The sequence below is a fragment of the Ethanoligenens sp. genome (assembly GCF_047718355.1).
GTDB lineage: Bacteria > Bacillota > Clostridia > Oscillospirales > Ethanoligenentaceae > Ethanoligenens.
The window spans coordinates 1-17,423 of record NZ_JBDNLG010000062.1 but is presented as its reverse complement, the minus strand read 5'-3'; the positions used below and the strand labels follow the sequence as shown (position 1 = coordinate 17,423).

Sequence of the window (17,423 nt, the reverse complement as noted above, 5' to 3'; positions counted from 1 at the left end):
AATATGATATGATATAAAATAAATAAGATAGCGGGTAAAATATTTATGAAAAAAAGTAATGCCCGTCATCTATGCGTTTTCCGTGGCGGGATAGCGTGTTTTTTTAAGAAATCCATATTTCGGGGCTTTGTCCGCAGCGCACCTCCTCTATAAATGCGGGCAGTCCCTTTTTAAAGGTGAGAGAATGGCGGAACAATCGATCACGATAGACACGCCGGATAAAATTGCGGGGCTCTTCGGAAATTTTGACGAGAATATTTTAACCATTGAGCGAGAGTTGAACGTGCAGATTTCTAACCGTGGCGGCGACTTGCGGGTAACCGGAGAACCGGAAAATGTCGGCAAGGCTGTTCGCGCGGTAGAAGGGCTGATGAAATTGCTCGAGCGCGGCGAACAGCTCAATGAGCAAAGCGTGCGGTATGTTCTCACGCTGGTCAGCGACGGCGACGACAGCAAGGTCGATGAGCTGGCACGTGACTGCATCTGTGTCACCGCCCGCGGCAGACCGGTGAAAGCCAAAACGCTGGGCCAGAAACAGTATGTCAAAGCAATTGAGAACAACACAATTGTTATAGGGGTCGGTCCGGCCGGAACAGGAAAAACTTACCTTGCTGTGGCGATGGCAGTTGCTGCCTATAAAGCCAAGTCGGTCAGCCGCATTATCCTTACCCGTCCGGCTGTGGAAGCGGGCGAAAAACTCGGGTTTCTTCCCGGAGATCTTCAAAACAAAGTAGATCCATATCTGCGTCCGCTATACGACGCAATGTTTGATATGCTGGGAGCTGAAAACTACCAGCGGTTGATGGAACGTCAGCTCATTGAAGTGGCGCCGCTTGCTTATATGCGCGGGCGCACGCTTGACGATGCATTCATCATTCTGGACGAGGCGCAGAATACCACACCTGAGCAAATGAAAATGTTTTTGACTCGATTGGGTTTCAATTCCAAGGCCGTCATCACCGGGGATGTGACACAGGTGGATCTGCCGGATGGTAAGCGCAGCGGCCTGGTAGATGCCGTGCATGTCTTGAAAAATGTGGATGATATTTCGATCCAATATTTTGACGAACGGGACGTTGTACGTCATCGGCTGGTACAAAAAATCATAAAAGCATACGAAAAGTATGAAAAGGAAGGCAGGCGCGCAAAATAACCATGGACAAGTTGAAAGTATATATAGATAATCGTCAAAAATCGGTAAAGATTCCATCCGGTTTAAGACTGTTGGTACGCCGCTGCTGTAACGCAACACTTGCAAACGAAGGGTTTGATGGAAGCGCGGAGGTCAATGTCACATTTGTCGATGATGTGCAGATTCAAGAGCTCAATGCGCAATATCGGCACAAAGACACCCCGACCGACGTGTTGTCTTTTCCAATGGGTGAAAACGGAAAGTTTGACCTCAACCCCGATACCGGCGCCTATGTGCTGGGGGACGTTGTGATTTCGTTGGAAACCGCCTCTCTTCAGGCGGAAAAATACGGTCACTCGCTCCAGCAGGAAGTCGCGTTCCTCACGGTACACTCCATACTGCATATTATGGGGCACGACCACGAACAAGGCGGTATTCAGGCGGTGCATATGCATGAACATGAAGCTGTAATCATGGCTGCGCTTGGATTCAATCACGACCTTTACGAAGAGGGATGAAGGCGCAGATGCCGCAGCGAATCCGTTCGCTGCGTAAAAGTTTTCGGGACGCATTTCGCGGTGTGGCGTTTTGCATTAAAAATGAGCGCAACATGCGTATCCACCTGATTGTGGGCGCATATATGCTGTGCTTTTCTCCGTTCTTTCATCTATCCGCCGCAGAATATGCAGTCCTGCTGCTAACCATCGCGTTGGTTTTGTTTGCAGAGGCAGTGAACACGGCATTTGAAGCCATCATCAATTTGCAGGCGCCGTGGTACGACAATCTGGCGCGTATTGGTAAGGATGTCGCCGCCGGCGCAGTGCTGATTTGTGCCTTTTTTTCGGCAATAGTAGGATTCGTGCTTTTTTTCCACCCGGCCACTCTGCTGTTTATCATTGAATATTTATTTAGCCATTTGTTTTATGGTTTTTTAGCTTTGGTTTCCTTGCCCCTTTCAAGCATTTTTATTTTCTTTTTCCCGTTTAATGTGCACAAACATTAAGTAAAAAGACATTCCATCATTTCATATGATGGACAGGAGGTTTTTCGTGACCATTCGCCATTCAGGTTTTGTCGCCATCGTAGGGCGGCCCAATGTGGGAAAATCCACACTGCTCAATGCGATATTGGGTGAAAAAATCGCTATCGTCTCCCCCAAGCCACAGACAACACGCAACAAGATTACGGGTGTCTACACCAAAGAAGAGACGCAGCTGGTGTTTTTGGACACGCCCGGCTGGCACCAGCCCAAAACAAAGCTCGGCAATTATATGGCAAAATCGGTTGATGCCACATTAATCGATGTGGACGCTGTACTTTTAGTCATCGAACCGCACGAGGAGCCGCGAACTGCTGAAACGGAACTGCTCAGTAAGCTGGGAAAACAGGTGCCGGTTTTACTGGTCATCAATAAAATCGATACATTGGCGGATAAAAGCGCATTGATGGGCGTGATTGCCCATTGGAGCAAACTGCGTAATTTTACGGCAGTAATACCTATTTCCGCGATGAAAAACGATGGTGTAGACGCACTTCTGGCAGAATTGATTCCCATGATGCCCGAAGGACCGCAGTACTATCCCGATGATATCGTCACCGCTGAACCGGAACGTGTGGTGGTAGCGGAGATCATCCGTGAAAAGCTGCTCACACTGCTCAGCGCAGAAATTCCACATGGAATTGCAGTGTCCATTGAACGGATGCATGAGCGTGAAAACGGCGACCTCATCGATATCGACGCAACCATTTACTGTGAGCGTGAGAGCCATACCGGCATCATCGTGGGCAAGGGCGGCTCCATGCTCAAAAAGGTGGGAACCCAAGCGCGCGTAGACATTGAGAGTCTGCTCGGTTGTCATGTTGGCTTGCACCTGTGGGTCAAAGTCAAGGAAAACTGGCGCAATCGTGAAGGCATCCTACGCACACTGGGATATGATTAAAACAGAAAACAAACAATAATTTCCGCGCATAGCATCCATCCGTTTGTGATAGGCTAAAGATAAACAGGTAGTCCAATCACACGTAAAAGGAACGATCGGCCTTATCGGTCGGGAGGGACAGCGATGGATGAAAAAACTGCTTGGTATCTATTTGAAACAACGGGCAATATTGAAGCATATATGTTGTATCAAGATCTGACGAATGGCAGAGCGGAAAAAACCGGCCGACGGAAGCCCGACGGACTCCCCCACTCCCCGTATGAGACGCACACGGGATATAGCCGCATGGGTCAGCCACCATTTTCTGGGCAAATGTGATTGATTTCAGCGGGTTTCATAAATCCTGCGGCTAACCATTGGTGGCAAGCTCCGCGTGGCATCGGCAACAGCGTATCAACGCAGAAGAAAGGGATACCGGACAGAAACCATGGGCACACAATCGGTAACAGACGGTTTGGTGATACGCGATTTCAACGTTGGCGAAGCGGATCGGTTTCTCACCCTGCTCACGCGTAAATTCGGTGTAATCCGTGCCAATGCACGAGGTGCCAGGCGGATGAAAAGTGGGGTGTCGACTGGCACGCAATTGCTTTGCCATGCGGATTTTACTCTTTTTAAGGGACGCGAAAAATACAGCATTGATGAGGCGACTCCCCTCACCTTGTTCATGGGCGTGCGGTCGGATTTGGAAAAGCTGGCATTGGCACAGTATTTCTGTGAACTGGAAGATTTTCTTGCGCCCAAAGAAGAGGAAGCGTCGTTATTTCTGCGCCTTATCTTGAATGCACTTGCCTTATTGGAAGCGGGCAAGCGTCCAGCTTTACAGATCAAAGCCGCATTTGAAATGCGGCTTTTGTCATTATCCGGATATATGCCTGATCTGGTCGCCTGCTCAGACTGCGGCATCTATGAAGCGGATGAAGTGACGCTGTTACTGCAATCCGGCGTCTTTTTATGTGCCGGCTGCGCCATACGGGATCAGACACCGCCAAATGCCCGCGCTCAACTTTCACGCGGGGCCTTGGCAGCTATGAGGCATACTGTATATGCGGATTTTTCCCGCCTGTTTTCATTTTCTTTACCGGAACACACGCTTACACAGTTTGCCACAGCTTCAGAACGGTATTTGCTTGCAACGCTGGAACGCAGTTTCAATACGCTGGAGTTCTACCATTCACTTTCTACGATATGTTAAACAGCACAGATTGCCGTTGGTATACGGCGTAAATTTCTATTTATAAATCAACACACTGCGCCAATAAACAGGAGGATGCAAGATGCCTGAAAAAGGTCTTATACACATTTACACCGGCAATGGAAAAGGAAAGACCACGGCAGCGATGGGATTAGCTTGCCGGGCAGCGGGTGCAGGGCTGCGTGTTTTGATTGCGCAGTTTCTGAAAGGGCGGGACACCGGTGAACTGGTCTCCTTAAAAACATTGGGGATTCCGGTCATGCGCACCGATGTGAAGAAATTCATTCCTTACATGGACGCCGCTGAACGTGCCAACTGTAAAGCCTCACAGGAACATTGTTTCCGTGAGGCATGTGCACAAATGGGCAATTTCGATTTAGTGATTCTTGATGAGATCATTGGCGCAACAGCGGCGGGCATGATTGAACTGGACGAATTGCTCAATTGCGTTAAAAGCAAACCGTCCCAAACCGAACTGGTTCTAACCGGCAGGAATGCCCCACAGGCGCTAATCGACTGCGCAGATTACGTTTCCGAAATACAGTGCATCAAGCATCCGTATGAGAACGGGGTGCAGGCGCGCAAAGGCATTGAATTTTAACAGCCGCCCATCAATCAGTGGCAAAATACCCGGTAAGACATACACATTGGAAGAACTGTTCCATCAGCTCTCGCTCGCTTTCGGATAGCGGTGCGTCATGGTGCATTCCGCTGCCGACGAAAGCATGGTTACCGTGTAGGTGTGGTTCCCAATGGGGCTACTGCCGATACTATTCCATCAGGCGGTGGCCCCATGCTGAAAGATAGGGTAACCGTATATTGAATATTCAGTTTGCAAACGTCCCATAAATCAGGAAAATATTTAAACCGGTCAGCACAATCGCGATGGCCCATGCCAAATATTTCACCCACGCCGGGTTGACGAATTTTCCCATGATCTTTTTGTTGCTGGTGAAGATTGTCAACGGGACGATGGCAAACGGAAGTTGAATGCTCAGGAAAACTTGTGTATACAGCAGCAACTGCTCCACGGCATCCTCGCGGTTGCCATAGATGATCACGCAGATCAGAACCGGGATGATGGAGATGACGCGGGTGACCAGTCGGCGCATCCAGAGCGGCATTTTCAAGTGAATAAAGCCTTCCATCACAATCTGACCGGAAAGCGTTCCGGTAATCGTGGAATTCTGCCCGGATGCCAACAGGGCGACGGCAAACAAAGTGCTTAGCACCGGGCTTGCGATAACCCCGACTATTTTAGAATTGCCTAAAGCGTTGTACAAATCGACAAACCGGCCGAGATTGCTTGCATGGCCATAGAACATGGAAGCGCCGAGGATCAGTAACAGGCAGTTGACGACAAACGCAATCGTGAGCTGAAGATTGGAATCAATCGTGGCGAAATGAACGGCTTCCTTTTTGCCCGCATCGGTCCGATCATATTGGCGCGCCTGAATGATCGAGGAATGGAGATACAGGTTGTGGGGCATCACTGTTGCCCCGACAATGCCCAACGCGATAAGCAATTCACTCTGATTGGCCGCAATGCGGGGTGTAGGGATAAAGCCGGTCAATATTGCCCCAGCGGAAGGGTGGCCCAACAGTACTTCGTACAAAAAAACAACAAAAATCGTTGTAATTAAAGTTGCAACGATGGCCTCCACTTTTCGGAACCCTACCTGGGACAGCAACAGCAGAAGCAAAACATCTCCCACTGTAATCAGTACGCCGAATAGCAAAGGAATCTTGAACAGCAGTTCCAACGCCACCGCACCGCCGATCACTTCGGCAATGTCGGTTGCCATAATGGCCAGTTCCGTTAAAATCCACAGGATGAAGGAAATTGGCTTGTTGGTTGTCGCACGCGTGGCCTGCGCCAAGTCCATGCCGGTGACAATTCCCAGTTTAGCGGACATTCCCTGAAGCAGCATGGCAATCAGATTAGAAAGTAAAATGATACATAAAAGCGAATACGCGTATTGCGCGCCGCCTTGAATGGATGTAATCCAGTTTCCCGGGTCCATATAACCGACGGCGACCAAAGCGCCGGGACCACTGTAAGCCAGCAGTTTTTTCCAAAAACCGGCCTGCTTGGGGAGCGAAACCGTGTTGTTGATTTCCTCAAGGCTTGGACCGTTGGCAGAGTGCAACAAACGCGACGTGTCCACAGTCTTCTTATTTTGGATGACAAAATCCTCCTGCATGATTTGATCCACCTCCTAAATGTGGTGATTTCGCAAAAGTACTGGAAAGTACTTTCCGGTGCTATAGAATGTTTCCCTTAGGCAATATATGGTGCCTAAACTGAATGTGTTACGAATATACTGTATTGAGCACCGGAAAGGACTTGATACGATGCCTAAGGACAGCCATTCTGAATTTCGCACAGTCCGCGGTTACCAAAAACTCAACCAGCAGGCCGGGCAATTGACACCGGCGTTGGAGGACTATCTGGAGATGGTTTTCCGCTGTTGTGAAACCAACAAATACACCCGTGTTGGAAAAATAGCGGAGTTATTAAATGTCACGCCTTCTTCCGCATCTAAAATGGTCTTCAAACTGACCAATCTCGGTTATCTAAAATATGAGCAGCGGGAAATTATCCTTTTAACAGATAGCGGACGCGAGGCGGGTGCTTTTTTGCTGAAACGCCACAATACCATTGAACGTTTTTTTAAGCTAATCGGTATTAGGGACAGCCTAGAAGAGACCGAACTGGTAGAACACTCGTTAAACCGGCATACGGTTAAGCATCTAGAGGTTCTACTGAATTTTTTCAAGGAAAGCCCCTCCACCGCTAACAACCTAAATGAATTTCAAAAAAGGGCGTTGCGTTAAAATGCTCAAAACACCATAGTTTTCAAAATAAAAGAGCTGATTGCCAATGAAGCAATCAGCTCTTTTATTTTGCATAGCAATCAGTTTTAAGGTATCAGCGCCGCCTTAACAAAAGTGCAAAACGCAAGAGGACGGCTTCTTTTTTGGGTAACGGTCATCGCGTATTGTGGTGCCTCGGACATTTGGTAGAACTGGCAGCGCCCGACACATACAATTTCTACTGCCACAAATGGGCTTGTTCACACGTCTACCGATTGTCAGATCACCGTGAGCCCCATTTTGTATGAATTGCGTAATGCAAAGCACAATATATAATATATCCATTATACGACTTTGGATTTATGTCTTTGTTAAGGCGGCATCAGCTTGTGAGGAGCGTGTTTTAGATATATCTTCCTTTTGGGCAGAAAATGTGGTAGTATATACAGGTGTAATCGGTATAAAAAGCTTGGTGTTTTTTAGATAGAGTTGATTTATAAGGGAGTCGTAAAATTGAAGGAAAAATTGTTGGGGTTGCGAACAGGTGGACTTTTCTTCTTGACGCAAGTTGTTGCGTTTGGCACTTTCACTGCCCTCATTCATTTTCACATCGTAAGTGGGAGTAATCTGTATGTTGCGGCTGTTTTATTGGTTGTATTTTCCACAGCTGCGCTCCTGCTGATTTATGCATTACTGATTGCCGCCCCACTCAGAGGGCTTACAAAACAGATTACTGATATGTTGCAAGGTCGTCTGGGTGTGCGGAACGGCAACAAACCAATCGGCGCAGTCGGGCGTTTATCGGTTCAAATCGATGTACTCGCGGAAGAATTGCAGTTGCAGATATTTGGCCCACTGGAAAGCTTGGCAAATGGTGAGACGCAGAGCCTGCGGACGGACGATCAGCAGCCGCTGCTCAAAACAGTTGGCAAGTTGGAGAGCGTAGTTCAGAACATTTTAAAAGACACCAATACGTTGTTGAAGGCTGCAAATGCGGGCGACCTGTCACAGCGGTTTGATGAAAACAAATATCGTGGAGACTGGAAAGCATATGCGGCAGGATTTAACCGATTGATGGGAACGGTTTCCGAGCCGGTTACGGAAATCAATCAAGTGCTGCAAAATATGTCTGTGGATGACTTTACCATTAAGATGGAAGGCACTTATCAAGGCATATTTAAAGAAATGTCTACTGCGATCAATATCATGCGGATGCGGTTGGTCGGTATCCAGACGTTGATGGAAAAAATTGCGGACGGTGATGTTCATCAGCTTTCCATGAGTGCCAATATCCGTCCACGTTCTGCAAATGACAAGCTTATGCCGTCGCTGGCTGCCATGATGCACACAGTGAATGCGCTGGTTGCGGAAGCAGGCAGATTAACGGAAGAAAGCATCAACGGAAATATCTTGCACGTTCGCGGGGACGCAAACCAGTTCAAGGGTGGATTTCGTGAAATTATTGAGGGAATCAACGGAACCTTGGACGCAATTTCTATGCCGGTTCTGGAGATCATGCAAGTTCTGGACAGCATCAAACTCAACGATTACACGTTCGAATTGTCAGATAATTTAACTGGCGATTTTGCGAAGCTGGCGGGTGCTGTCAAAGATGTCCAACAACAAGGCGTATATGTTCAAAATGTGTTGGAGCAAGTCGCAAGCGGCAATGTGAGTGAATTGGCGGACTTGAAAGCACAGGGCGCGCGCAGTGAGAAAGACAGGCTTGTGCCCGCACTCATTTCCATGATGGATACATTACACATGTTGATGGGGGAAGTCTCTTCTGTGACAAAATCGGCTGCTGATGGTCAACTGAGTATCCGGGGCGACGTTTCCAAATTTGATGGGAAATATGCGGAGATTGTCAGCGGACTCAATGACCTTCTGGATGCGGTGGAAAATCCCATTGAAGCGGTCACAGAGGCTTTGACGCAAATTGCCTCCTGCAAATTTGACCATCGTGTTACAAATGATTTCAGAGGGGTATTTAAAGCACAGGCGGATGCAGTAAACCAAACCGCCGCTGAACTTGACCAGATTGTCCGGCAGGTGTCGGAGGTCTTGGACAAAATGGCGCAGGGGGATTTCAGCCAGCCGGCTCTGCCGGAATATCGCGGTGAATTTTCACACATTTCCGCTTCCCTGAACACGATTTTGGATTCCCTTAATCAATTGTTTGGAATTATCCACGCCACCGCCTCACAAGTGGCCACCGGGGCGGCGGAAGTTTCTCAAGGCAGCCAAAGCCTTTCGCAGGGCGCCACGGAGCAGGCCAGTGCGGTGCAGGAATTGACTGCGACCATCGCCGAAATCGCCTCCCAAACCAAAAACAACGCAGAAAACGCTAATAGGGCAAACGAGCTGGTCGGGATTGTTAAAAGCGGGGCGGCACAGGGCGGTCAGCGCATGGAAAATATGTTGGATTCTATGTCTGAAATCAGTGAGTCCTCCCGAAACATTTCAAAAATCATCAAGGTGATTGACGATATTGCATTCCAGACAAATATCCTTGCGCTGAATGCCGCTGTGGAAGCTGCACGTGCAGGCCAATACGGCAAAGGGTTTGCCGTTGTGGCGGAAGAGGTGCGCAACCTTGCAGCTCGAAGCGCGAATGCTGCAAAAGAAACGACGGCGCTGATTGAAAACACAGTAGAAAAAGTGGCGGTCGGTACACAGACGGCAAACGACACGGCGAAAAAATTTGCGGATATTTCCGAGGGTGTGGAACAAATGACAGCCTTGGTGCAGGAAATCGCCGCTTCCTCCAATGAGCAGGCGTCGGGCATTTCCCAAGTGGATATGGGAGTGGAGCAGGTGTCTCAAGTGGTGCAGACAAATTCCGCCACTTCGGAGCAAAGTGCGGCGGCCAGTGAAGAACTCTCGGGGCAGGCCGAAGAACTGCGCAACCAGCTTTCCCAATTTGCGCTGCGGTCATAAACGCCACGTCACCTGCCGGTGTATATGAGAAAGAATGGAGCCCGTCGGTTGCCCGCAAGGCTTAAAGCAGCAATAGCCTTGCGGGTGGCTGACTTTGTTTGAGTAAAACCGAGTCCAATCCTCAAACGGATAGGACTGTTGAGGTAGAACATGAAACCGTTTACTTTTCCAAAGAATTTTTTGTTTGGCAGCGCGACCGCGGGTGTGCAGGTAGAGGGCGGCGACCGGAATAATAACTGGTATGTATGGGCTGAACAAGGGCATATCAAGGACGGAAGCGACATTTTGCGTGCCGGAGACCATTGGAACCGTTATCGCGAAGATGTTGCGCTTCTGTCCCAGATGCACCATCAGATTTACCGTATGGGAATCGAATGGAGCCGTATCGAACCTGAAAAAGGACGGTTTGATGAAAAGGCGATTGCACATTACCGCGAGGTAATTGCCTGTTTGCTGCGCAACAATATCCGCCCACTGGTCACACTGCACCACTTTACCTATCCGATCTGGTTGGACAAAGAGGACGGCTTTGCGTCCAAACAGATTGTGACCTATTTTGAGCGATACACCGAATATGTCGTGGAGCAATTGGGGGATTTGGTCAGCGAGTATATCACGATCAATGAGCCGAATGTGTTTTTGCTAAACGGCTATGTGGCGGGCATGTGGCCTCCGGGGAAAAAAGACATCCCGCTCGCATATCGCGTGTTTGTAAATATGTCGCTGTGCCATATTGCGGCATATGAGATCATTCACCGGATACGGCGACAGCGGCATTTCCCGGGTAAAACAATGGTGGGTGTCGCCAATCATCTGCGGGTATTTGATCCCTTGCGAAAAGGTCATACGCTGGATCATTTCTTGGCGGAAAAGCAACAGTTCTTTTTTCAGGATGCGTTTGCGGATTACATGACGACGGGCACGCTGCCGTTTCCGGCAAAATTGTGCGTTCCAAGTGGATACGAGGGGCATTATGCTGATTTTATAGGTATCAATTACTATTCGCGCAACATTGTCAATGCGGTCGATTTAACGACTTTTGTCCAGCCGGATCGCCCTGTAAACGATTTGGGATGGGAAATATACCCCGATGGCCTGCGTATTTTGTGCGAAACATTTTATGAACGATATCATCTGCCCATCTGGATCACGGAAAATGGCGTTTGCGATAATAATGATGTGCTGCGTGTGCGGTTTATTGCCGGGCATCTGCGCGCGGTGAAAGAAGCCATTGACAAAGGTGTGCCGGTCGAGCGGTATTATCACTGGTCGCTGATGGACAATTTTGAATGGCTTGAGGGAGAATCGGCGCGCTTTGGGCTGGTGTATATCGATTACGAATCCCAACGCAGAATCATCAAAAAGAGTGGGAAGTTTTACGCAAAAATCTGTGAAAACGGCGGCTGCACGGAGGATCTGGTTAAAGAATACCATCTTTAAAAGAATGTCTTTCAAGTATCGGATGGCTTGGAATTCTGATGCCTTTTTGCCCAGCTCCGGAACCGTACGGCGTTGACAAGGTCATAGATACCATAGATAAACGGAAATATGCGGTTGATGGTGAAATAGCTGATCATATGAGTGGGCGAAGGAAAGACCACCGGACAGTCGGTATGGATGCCCGCCATAATGCATGCAGCTACCCAAGACGGCGGGTGTACAGGCAGCGGAACGGGTGCGCTGTCGCCTGCTTTATTGAAGAATTTGGTGGCGGTCGCCACCGGAAATACAAGCGTTAGCACACCTTTGTCGTTTCTTTCAAAAAAGTACGTATGTGCAAAATGTTCAATAGCGGCCTTGGTAGCGCAATAGAGCGCGTATCCCGGCAAAGGGATACGGCTAACGGCGGAACACGTCATGACGACAGTATATTTCCGTCCCCGATTAAGTTCTTTCATTTTCTCAAAAGAATAAATGGGAGAGAACACATTGGTGCGGAAAATATTCTCAATATGCCCCCAGTCGGCGGTGTTTAATTCCTCGCAATAGGCAAACCCCGCATTTGCGATAAACAAATCCACTTTTCCAAATTTGTCTACCGCGAAGGAAAAGAGTCTGTCCACTTCTTCTTTTTTGGACACATCACAGGTATAGGGGACGACTCGTGCATTGTGGTTGGGGATTGTTCCAATATGTCGGCTGACGGCGATAATATCTGCGTTATATCGTTGCAGGCGTTCTAATAGTGCTCGTCCAATACCGGACGATGCACCTGTGAGGATGATGACTTTTCCATCTGGATTCATTGATTTTACTTCCTTGCTTCAATTAAGTGTATGAATTTTCATGACCTACCTATATTGTACCGCAGATGGCGTGTTCTGTGCATGATTGTGCACAGAATATTTAGGACGTTTTTCCAACAAATAAAAGAACCTGCAAAAGGATCATATCAGAATACTTGGAAAAAGCGTATAATAGTGAAAGACATAGATAGAGCTATGGAATGACAATATGGCTGGAGGTAAATAACATGTGGGCTTACAACAGTATTTTCTATCAGATTTACCCGTTGGGATTTTGTGGTGCACCGCAGGATAATGATGGCGTGGTCGTAAACCGCATCAAAAAAGTGATGGATTGGATTCCGCATATCAAAAAAACAGGTGCAGACGCCATTTATTTTTGCCCCGTTTTTTCTTCAGATCGGCACGGTTATGATACGAGGGACTACCGGGTGGTGGACGGCCGCTTGGGTACCAACGCTGATTTTGCGGCAGTTTGTGAGAAATTGCACAAGGACGGTCTGCGTGTGGTACTGGACGGCGTGTTTAACCATGTGGGACGTGGCTTTTGGGCTTTTCAGGATGTGTTGCAAAACCGAGAACGCTCCGCTTATAAAGACTGGTTTGTCAACCTTCGTTTTGATTGGGACAACGGATATCATGATGGCTTGTCCTATGAGGGATGGGAGGGGCATTATGAGATGGTTAAATTAAATTTGCAAAATGATGCAGTCGTTAGCCATCTCTTCGGCTGCATTGCAGGTTGGGTAAAAGAGTTTGACATAGATGGCATACGGCTGGATGTGGCCTATAGCCTTCCACTGGATTTTCTCAGTAAGCTGCGTATTTTCTGCGACGCACTCAAGCCTGATTTCTATTTGCTGGGTGAAGTGATGCATGGTGACTACAACCGTGTGATGAATGATGGGATGCTCAACAGCGTGACCAATTATCAAGCCTATAAGGGTTTGTGGTCCAGTTTTAACAGCATGAATCTGTTTGAAATCAACAGTACGCTGGAAGATCATTTTTTAAGGAAATATGTGGGGAAATACCCTTTCAATTTTGTGGATAATCATGATGTCGAGCGCGTGGCGAGCATATTGACCCAACCGGCACATTTAAAGTTGATTTACGCGCTGTTGTTTGCCATTCCCGGCACGCCCTGCATCTATTATGGAAGCGAATGGGGCGCCTTAGGCAAAAAGGAACCCAGCAGCGATGAACTGCTGCGGCCGTGCTTTGATAAACCTATTGAAAACGAATTGACCGCCTTTATAGCAGCGTGCGGTGCCGCCCATAAAAAGGAAAAGGCATTCGCGTACGGGACTTTCCAGAAAGTTCTGCTCACCAACCGGCAGTATATCTTTGAGCGCGCATTTGAGGGAGAACGGATTTTGGTTGCCATTAATGCGGATGCGGTTCCGTTTACAGCACATTTTAATGCCAATGCGGGATGCGCTACTGATCTGTTAACAGGGCAAAAGCATGATTTTGGAGGCGGAAGCGAATTGCCACCCTATAGCGCGGCCTATTGGAAAATCTAATGTTTAAGCGTTTTTAAGTACCAATTCAGACATATTATATTAACTTTTTGGAAGAATGGATGGGGAGCTTGTTGTTTAGCCGCACGAATAGATACCATTACAGTAAATTTTCTGTCTTTTCCAAATTGCTAGTATTTGTTATCGTTATCGTCTTGTTATACGGTATAAATAGCATGGTGCATCCTAATTTTACCTCGTTAGCCGGTGATGACTGCTTTTATTACCAAATAGCGCACAAACTCAATTATTTTGACTTTTTAAATTGGCGGTATCACAATTGGTCAGGCCGATTGTTTTCCGAAAGCGTGGAATATTTTTCAGTCAAGAGTGGTACCATACTCTTCAGATTATTTAATCCACTATTTTTACTGTTATTGGCGTATGCAATGGTACGCTGCCTAACAGGAAAACAATCCTTTCGTGGCATGGTTCTTGTTTTGGGGATGTTCTGTTGTATCTCCTATTCCGTTTTACATGAAGCAATTTTTTGGTTGACTGGATCCAGCTTTTATTTGGTGCCGCTTTCTTTAGGCATTATGGGAATGATTCCTTATGCGGATATTGTGTTGCGTAGCAAGCCGCCATGTAGGTTTGTTCCCTTTTGGATTTGTAGTGCAGGTTTAATATTGGCTGCGTTTGGCAGTGAACAGATTGCCTTGGTTTGCTGCGTGTCTATCGTTGTTGCTCATACCTCGCAAAAAATACGTAGGTATGCGATGCCATTTCCGTTTTATATTGTATCTTTTGTTGTATTGGTTGCTGCCGCCGTAAACTTCTTATCCCCCGGGAGCGCTCAACGCCTTCAAGTCGAATTGGGTCGATTTCCAGGATTTGAACAGCTTTCCTTTTTTGCACATTTGAGGGTGGGGTTATATTGGCTATTTGACGGATTGGTCAATAATCTATGGCTCCTGTTTAGTTTTCTTGCAGTCTTTCCTTTGCTACTCTTTAAGCACATGATCGGAAAAATTCGAGCTGCATTTTGGATATTCTATTCAATGGTTATTTTTTCTTTGATCATGCGCATCCCTATTTGGGCAAAAGCACTGGGAGGATTTCCCTATGCGTTTGCATCTCCATCCAAACATTATTCTTTTCCATTTTATATAATACATTCCCAACTGACAATGCCTAATATTTTCACATATCTTTTCTGGTTTGTTGTCTTTCTGATTGGTGTCTTTTTAATTCTTTGGTGTTCGCGACGATTAATGCTGGCATTGTTTTGTATTATCACCGGATTAGTTACGCTTGTCGTGATATTCCTATCGCCAACATTATTTGCCTCCGGCAATCGTATCTTTTTTGTTTTTTGCATATTTTTGTTGGCCGTACCTTTAGATATAATGCTGTCATCTCATACTTTCTCAACGGATAAAGAAATTCATTTTACCATTAAAACACTTGTGATTTCTGCTCTACTTATTATCCTTAATATGCTACCCAGAATATTGGTGCATCTTTTATAAAAAAGTGGAACATTTTTTCAAACAGACGATAGATTGCCAATTCGCTTACCTGCACGACCTGACTAATACGGAATTACTGTAGTAAAATGTGTAATTATGTGAATGTCGGCTCAATGGCACGGAGGACTTGCAATTTTGCCTGTTTTCCTATACAATAGAGGATACCCTACGGAACAGATGAGGCGTAACTGAAATGGCGCGAGTGGAAAAACGCAGTGTGTCTAAAAACAAAAAAGCGTGGCATGATTATTTCGTGCAGGAAGCATTTGAGGCCGGGGTCGAACTTTCTGGAACCGAAGTGAAATCAGTCCGGGCCGGTCGGGTCAATCTCAAGGATGCATGGTGCGATATCAACAACGGTGAGTTGTTTGTCCGGGGCATGCATATCAGCCCTTATGAACAAGGCAACGTTTTTAATCGCGACCCTATACGCCGGCGGCGTTTATTGATGCACAAACGTGAGATTATGCGCCTTTTTGGTTTGCTCAAGCAGCAGGGACTTACGCTTATACCCTTGGAAGTTTATTTCAAAGGTGCTTTAGTCAAAGTTGAGATCGGTCTTTGCAAGGGTAAAAAACAGTATGACAAACGCGCGGATATTGCCAAACGGGATGCATCGCGTGAAATTGACCGTGCAATCAAAGAACGAAACCGCTGATTGGATAAGGGGGCTATCTCATGCAATATGAAATCATCAAATTGCGTGAAGCGTTTCCTGCTCTGGCAACTCAATCCTTGGATTTTCTTCGTAGACAACGGCAGACCTATAGTTTAGAAGCAGGATTGGCCGGCACTCGGGCAGTATACGAGGAACCTACCCTAACGGCGTATTGTCCAGATAATGCCCCCGAATTGGAGCCAGATCACACACGGCCATCGGTCATTATTTGCCCTGGAGGCAGTTACCAGTTTGTCTCATCTCGAGAAGCAGAACCGGTTGCGTTCGCATTTGTTGCCCGTGGATATAATGCGTTTGTGTTAAACTATTCTGTGGCTCCGGAACATTATCCTGTTGCATTGCTGCAACTTGCAGCTAGCGTGGCACTGCTTCGACAACGCGCCTCTTTCTTTCACGTCAATCTTAACGCTGTGGCCGTGGCGGGTTTTTCTGCCGGAGGACATTTGGCAGCATGTATGGGTACGCTGTGGAACCAACCGTGGGTGGCAGCGCAGCTCGGACTGCATGTTGAGGATATTCGTCCGAATGGTTTGATTTTATGTTATCCTGTTATTTCGCTCACACAATTTTGTCATGTAAAATCCGTGGACAGCTTGTTGGGAAGTAGTGCGGATGATGTCCAAAAAACGTCGCTGTCATTGGACGAACGAGTAACCCACGACACACCGCCCACATTTTTGTGGCACACAGTTGCCGACCCTGTGGTTCCAGTTGAAAACTCCTTATTGCTTGCAAACGCCTTGCAGGCGCATCGTGTGCCGTTTGAACTGCATATTTATCCAAAAGGCGGGCATGGATTGTCACTTTGCACAGCAGAGACCGCACGAGGAGATGATACGAACATTAATCCGCATTGTGCTACATGGCTTTCCTTGTGCGATCAATGGTTGCATCTGGTTTTTTCCTCCTATTTTTAATTATGGGGGCGTAAAGGTTTCGACGGGGGAATGGAAACAAAGTAAGCGAGCAGCGGTGCGGTACCGCTTTAAACCTCCGCAATGCATTTTAAATGCGAAAGATAATGTTATCCGCGTCAACTTTGGTCGTTCCGAAGAGGCGCTTGCCGCTTAATTAAAGCGGCACGTTCAGCCTGAGAGTACCGTGGCTCGGGATTTGAACGTCATTTAACGGTGAACGCATCTGTGAGTTGCCTTTGTAATGGATGTGTATTAAAAGGCTGCCAATACGCATAGCCTGCCGTTTGGGGATGCGTTGCGGGACTTTTAAATAAGCGGCTGCGCTCGGAGAAAACTTTGTGGATATGCCTTCGGACAGGGGTTCAACTCCCCTCGCCTCCACCACTTGAATCCTCGACCAATTCCAATGGTTGGGAAATAATATTGGGGCTGTGTACTCCCGGTTAGGGAATGCACAGCCCCTTATTTTCGCCGAACAGGCACGACAAAACCCTTATAGGGCACAGAAAAAAACCTCTATATGGGATGAAGAGTAAAAGCAGTCTAATGACATTCGACAGAT

General features: G+C 47.3%; 16 protein-coding genes and 1 other RNA gene. 15 read left to right on the top strand and 2 right to left on the bottom strand.

All coding sequences use genetic code 11. The features are described from left to right. Positions 1 to 184: 184 nt before the first annotated feature. The 7 genes from ABF463_RS09955 (at position 185) to ABF463_RS09925 (ending at position 4,868) form a co-directional block, all read left to right on the top strand. Positions 185 to 1,153: a PhoH family protein gene (locus ABF463_RS09955; protein ID WP_415533469.1), complete on the top strand. Its 969-nt coding sequence runs from the start codon at positions 185 to 187 to the stop codon at positions 1,151 to 1,153. A gap of 2 nt (positions 1,154 to 1,155) precedes the next feature. Next, positions 1,156 to 1,650, top strand: a complete 495-nt coding sequence (gene ybeY / locus ABF463_RS09950) for an rRNA maturation RNase YbeY (protein ID WP_415533468.1) — start codon at positions 1,156 to 1,158, stop codon at positions 1,648 to 1,650. A gap of 8 nt (positions 1,651 to 1,658) precedes the next feature. Continuing rightward, positions 1,659 to 2,135: a diacylglycerol kinase family protein gene (locus ABF463_RS09945; protein WP_415533467.1), complete on the top strand. Its 477-nt coding sequence runs from the start codon at positions 1,659 to 1,661 to the stop codon at positions 2,133 to 2,135. A 25-nt stretch (positions 2,136 to 2,160) separates the two neighbouring features. Beyond that, positions 2,161 to 3,072 carry a GTPase Era gene (era, locus tag ABF463_RS09940; protein WP_415533466.1) on the top strand — a complete coding sequence of 304 codons (912 nt, stop codon included), beginning with the start codon at positions 2,161 to 2,163 and terminating at the stop codon, positions 3,070 to 3,072. Positions 3,073 to 3,195: 123 nt separating this feature from the next. Further along, positions 3,196 to 3,390 (top strand): YqzL family protein, encoded by a 195-nt coding sequence (locus tag ABF463_RS09935; protein ID WP_415533465.1) that lies wholly within the window; start codon positions 3,196 to 3,198, stop codon positions 3,388 to 3,390. A gap of 109 nt (positions 3,391 to 3,499) precedes the next feature. After that, positions 3,500 to 4,267 (top strand): DNA repair protein RecO, encoded by a 768-nt coding sequence (gene recO / locus ABF463_RS09930; RefSeq protein WP_415533464.1) that lies wholly within the window; start codon positions 3,500 to 3,502, stop codon positions 4,265 to 4,267. Positions 4,268 to 4,349: 82 nt separating this feature from the next. Beyond that, a complete protein-coding gene (locus ABF463_RS09925) occupies positions 4,350 to 4,868 on the top strand; it encodes a cob(I)yrinic acid a,c-diamide adenosyltransferase (RefSeq protein WP_415533463.1) in 519 nt (172 codons plus the stop codon). Between the two features lie 226 nt (positions 4,869 to 5,094). Here the strand turns inward: ABF463_RS09925 and ABF463_RS09920 are convergent, their stop codons facing one another. Beyond that, positions 5,095 to 6,471, bottom strand: a complete 1,377-nt coding sequence (locus ABF463_RS09920; protein WP_415533462.1) for an Nramp family divalent metal transporter — start codon at positions 6,469 to 6,471, stop codon at positions 5,095 to 5,097. A gap of 151 nt (positions 6,472 to 6,622) precedes the next feature. Here ABF463_RS09920 and ABF463_RS09915 point away from each other — a divergent pair, with 151 nt between their 5' ends. The 3 genes from ABF463_RS09915 to ABF463_RS09905 all read left to right on the top strand — a co-directional run bounded on the left by ABF463_RS09915 (position 6,623) and on the right by ABF463_RS09905 (position 11,464). Next, positions 6,623 to 7,105: a metal-dependent transcriptional regulator gene (locus tag ABF463_RS09915; protein WP_415533461.1), complete on the top strand. Its 483-nt coding sequence runs from the start codon at positions 6,623 to 6,625 to the stop codon at positions 7,103 to 7,105. A 537-nt stretch (positions 7,106 to 7,642) separates the two neighbouring features. Continuing rightward, positions 7,643 to 10,024 carry a methyl-accepting chemotaxis protein gene (locus ABF463_RS09910; protein WP_415533460.1) on the top strand — a complete coding sequence of 794 codons (2,382 nt, stop codon included), beginning with the start codon at positions 7,643 to 7,645 and terminating at the stop codon, positions 10,022 to 10,024. 150 nt (positions 10,025 to 10,174) lie between these two features. Next, on the top strand, positions 10,175 to 11,464 hold the full coding sequence (locus ABF463_RS09905; protein ID WP_415533459.1) for a glycoside hydrolase family 1 protein: 1,290 nt from the start codon (positions 10,175 to 10,177) through the stop codon (positions 11,462 to 11,464). 11 nt (positions 11,465 to 11,475) lie between these two features. Here ABF463_RS09905 and ABF463_RS09900 read toward each other — a convergent pair whose 3' ends face one another. Continuing rightward, a complete protein-coding gene (locus ABF463_RS09900; protein ID WP_415533458.1) occupies positions 11,476 to 12,270 on the bottom strand; it encodes an SDR family NAD(P)-dependent oxidoreductase in 795 nt (264 codons plus the stop codon). Between the two features lie 227 nt (positions 12,271 to 12,497). On the opposite strand from ABF463_RS09900, the gene ABF463_RS09895 reads away from it, so the two are divergent. The 5 genes from ABF463_RS09895 (at position 12,498) to ssrA (ending at position 17,245) form a co-directional block, all read left to right on the top strand. After that, positions 12,498 to 13,796 carry an alpha-amylase family glycosyl hydrolase gene (locus tag ABF463_RS09895; protein ID WP_415533457.1) on the top strand — a complete coding sequence of 433 codons (1,299 nt, stop codon included), beginning with the start codon at positions 12,498 to 12,500 and terminating at the stop codon, positions 13,794 to 13,796. A gap of 59 nt (positions 13,797 to 13,855) precedes the next feature. After that, positions 13,856 to 15,265, top strand: a complete 1,410-nt coding sequence (locus ABF463_RS09890) for a DUF6056 family protein (RefSeq protein WP_415533456.1) — start codon at positions 13,856 to 13,858, stop codon at positions 15,263 to 15,265. Positions 15,266 to 15,458: 193 nt separating this feature from the next. Continuing rightward, complete coding sequence (smpB, locus tag ABF463_RS09885) at positions 15,459 to 15,923, top strand: SsrA-binding protein SmpB (RefSeq protein ID WP_415533455.1); 465 nt, start codon at positions 15,459 to 15,461, stop codon at positions 15,921 to 15,923. 20 nt (positions 15,924 to 15,943) lie between these two features. Further along, positions 15,944 to 16,861, top strand: a complete 918-nt coding sequence (locus ABF463_RS09880) for an alpha/beta hydrolase (RefSeq protein ID WP_415533454.1) — start codon at positions 15,944 to 15,946, stop codon at positions 16,859 to 16,861. 4 nt (positions 16,862 to 16,865) lie between these two features. Next, positions 16,866 to 17,245: a transfer-messenger RNA gene (gene ssrA / locus ABF463_RS09875) on the top strand. The last annotated feature ends 178 nt before the right edge of the window (positions 17,246 to 17,423 follow it).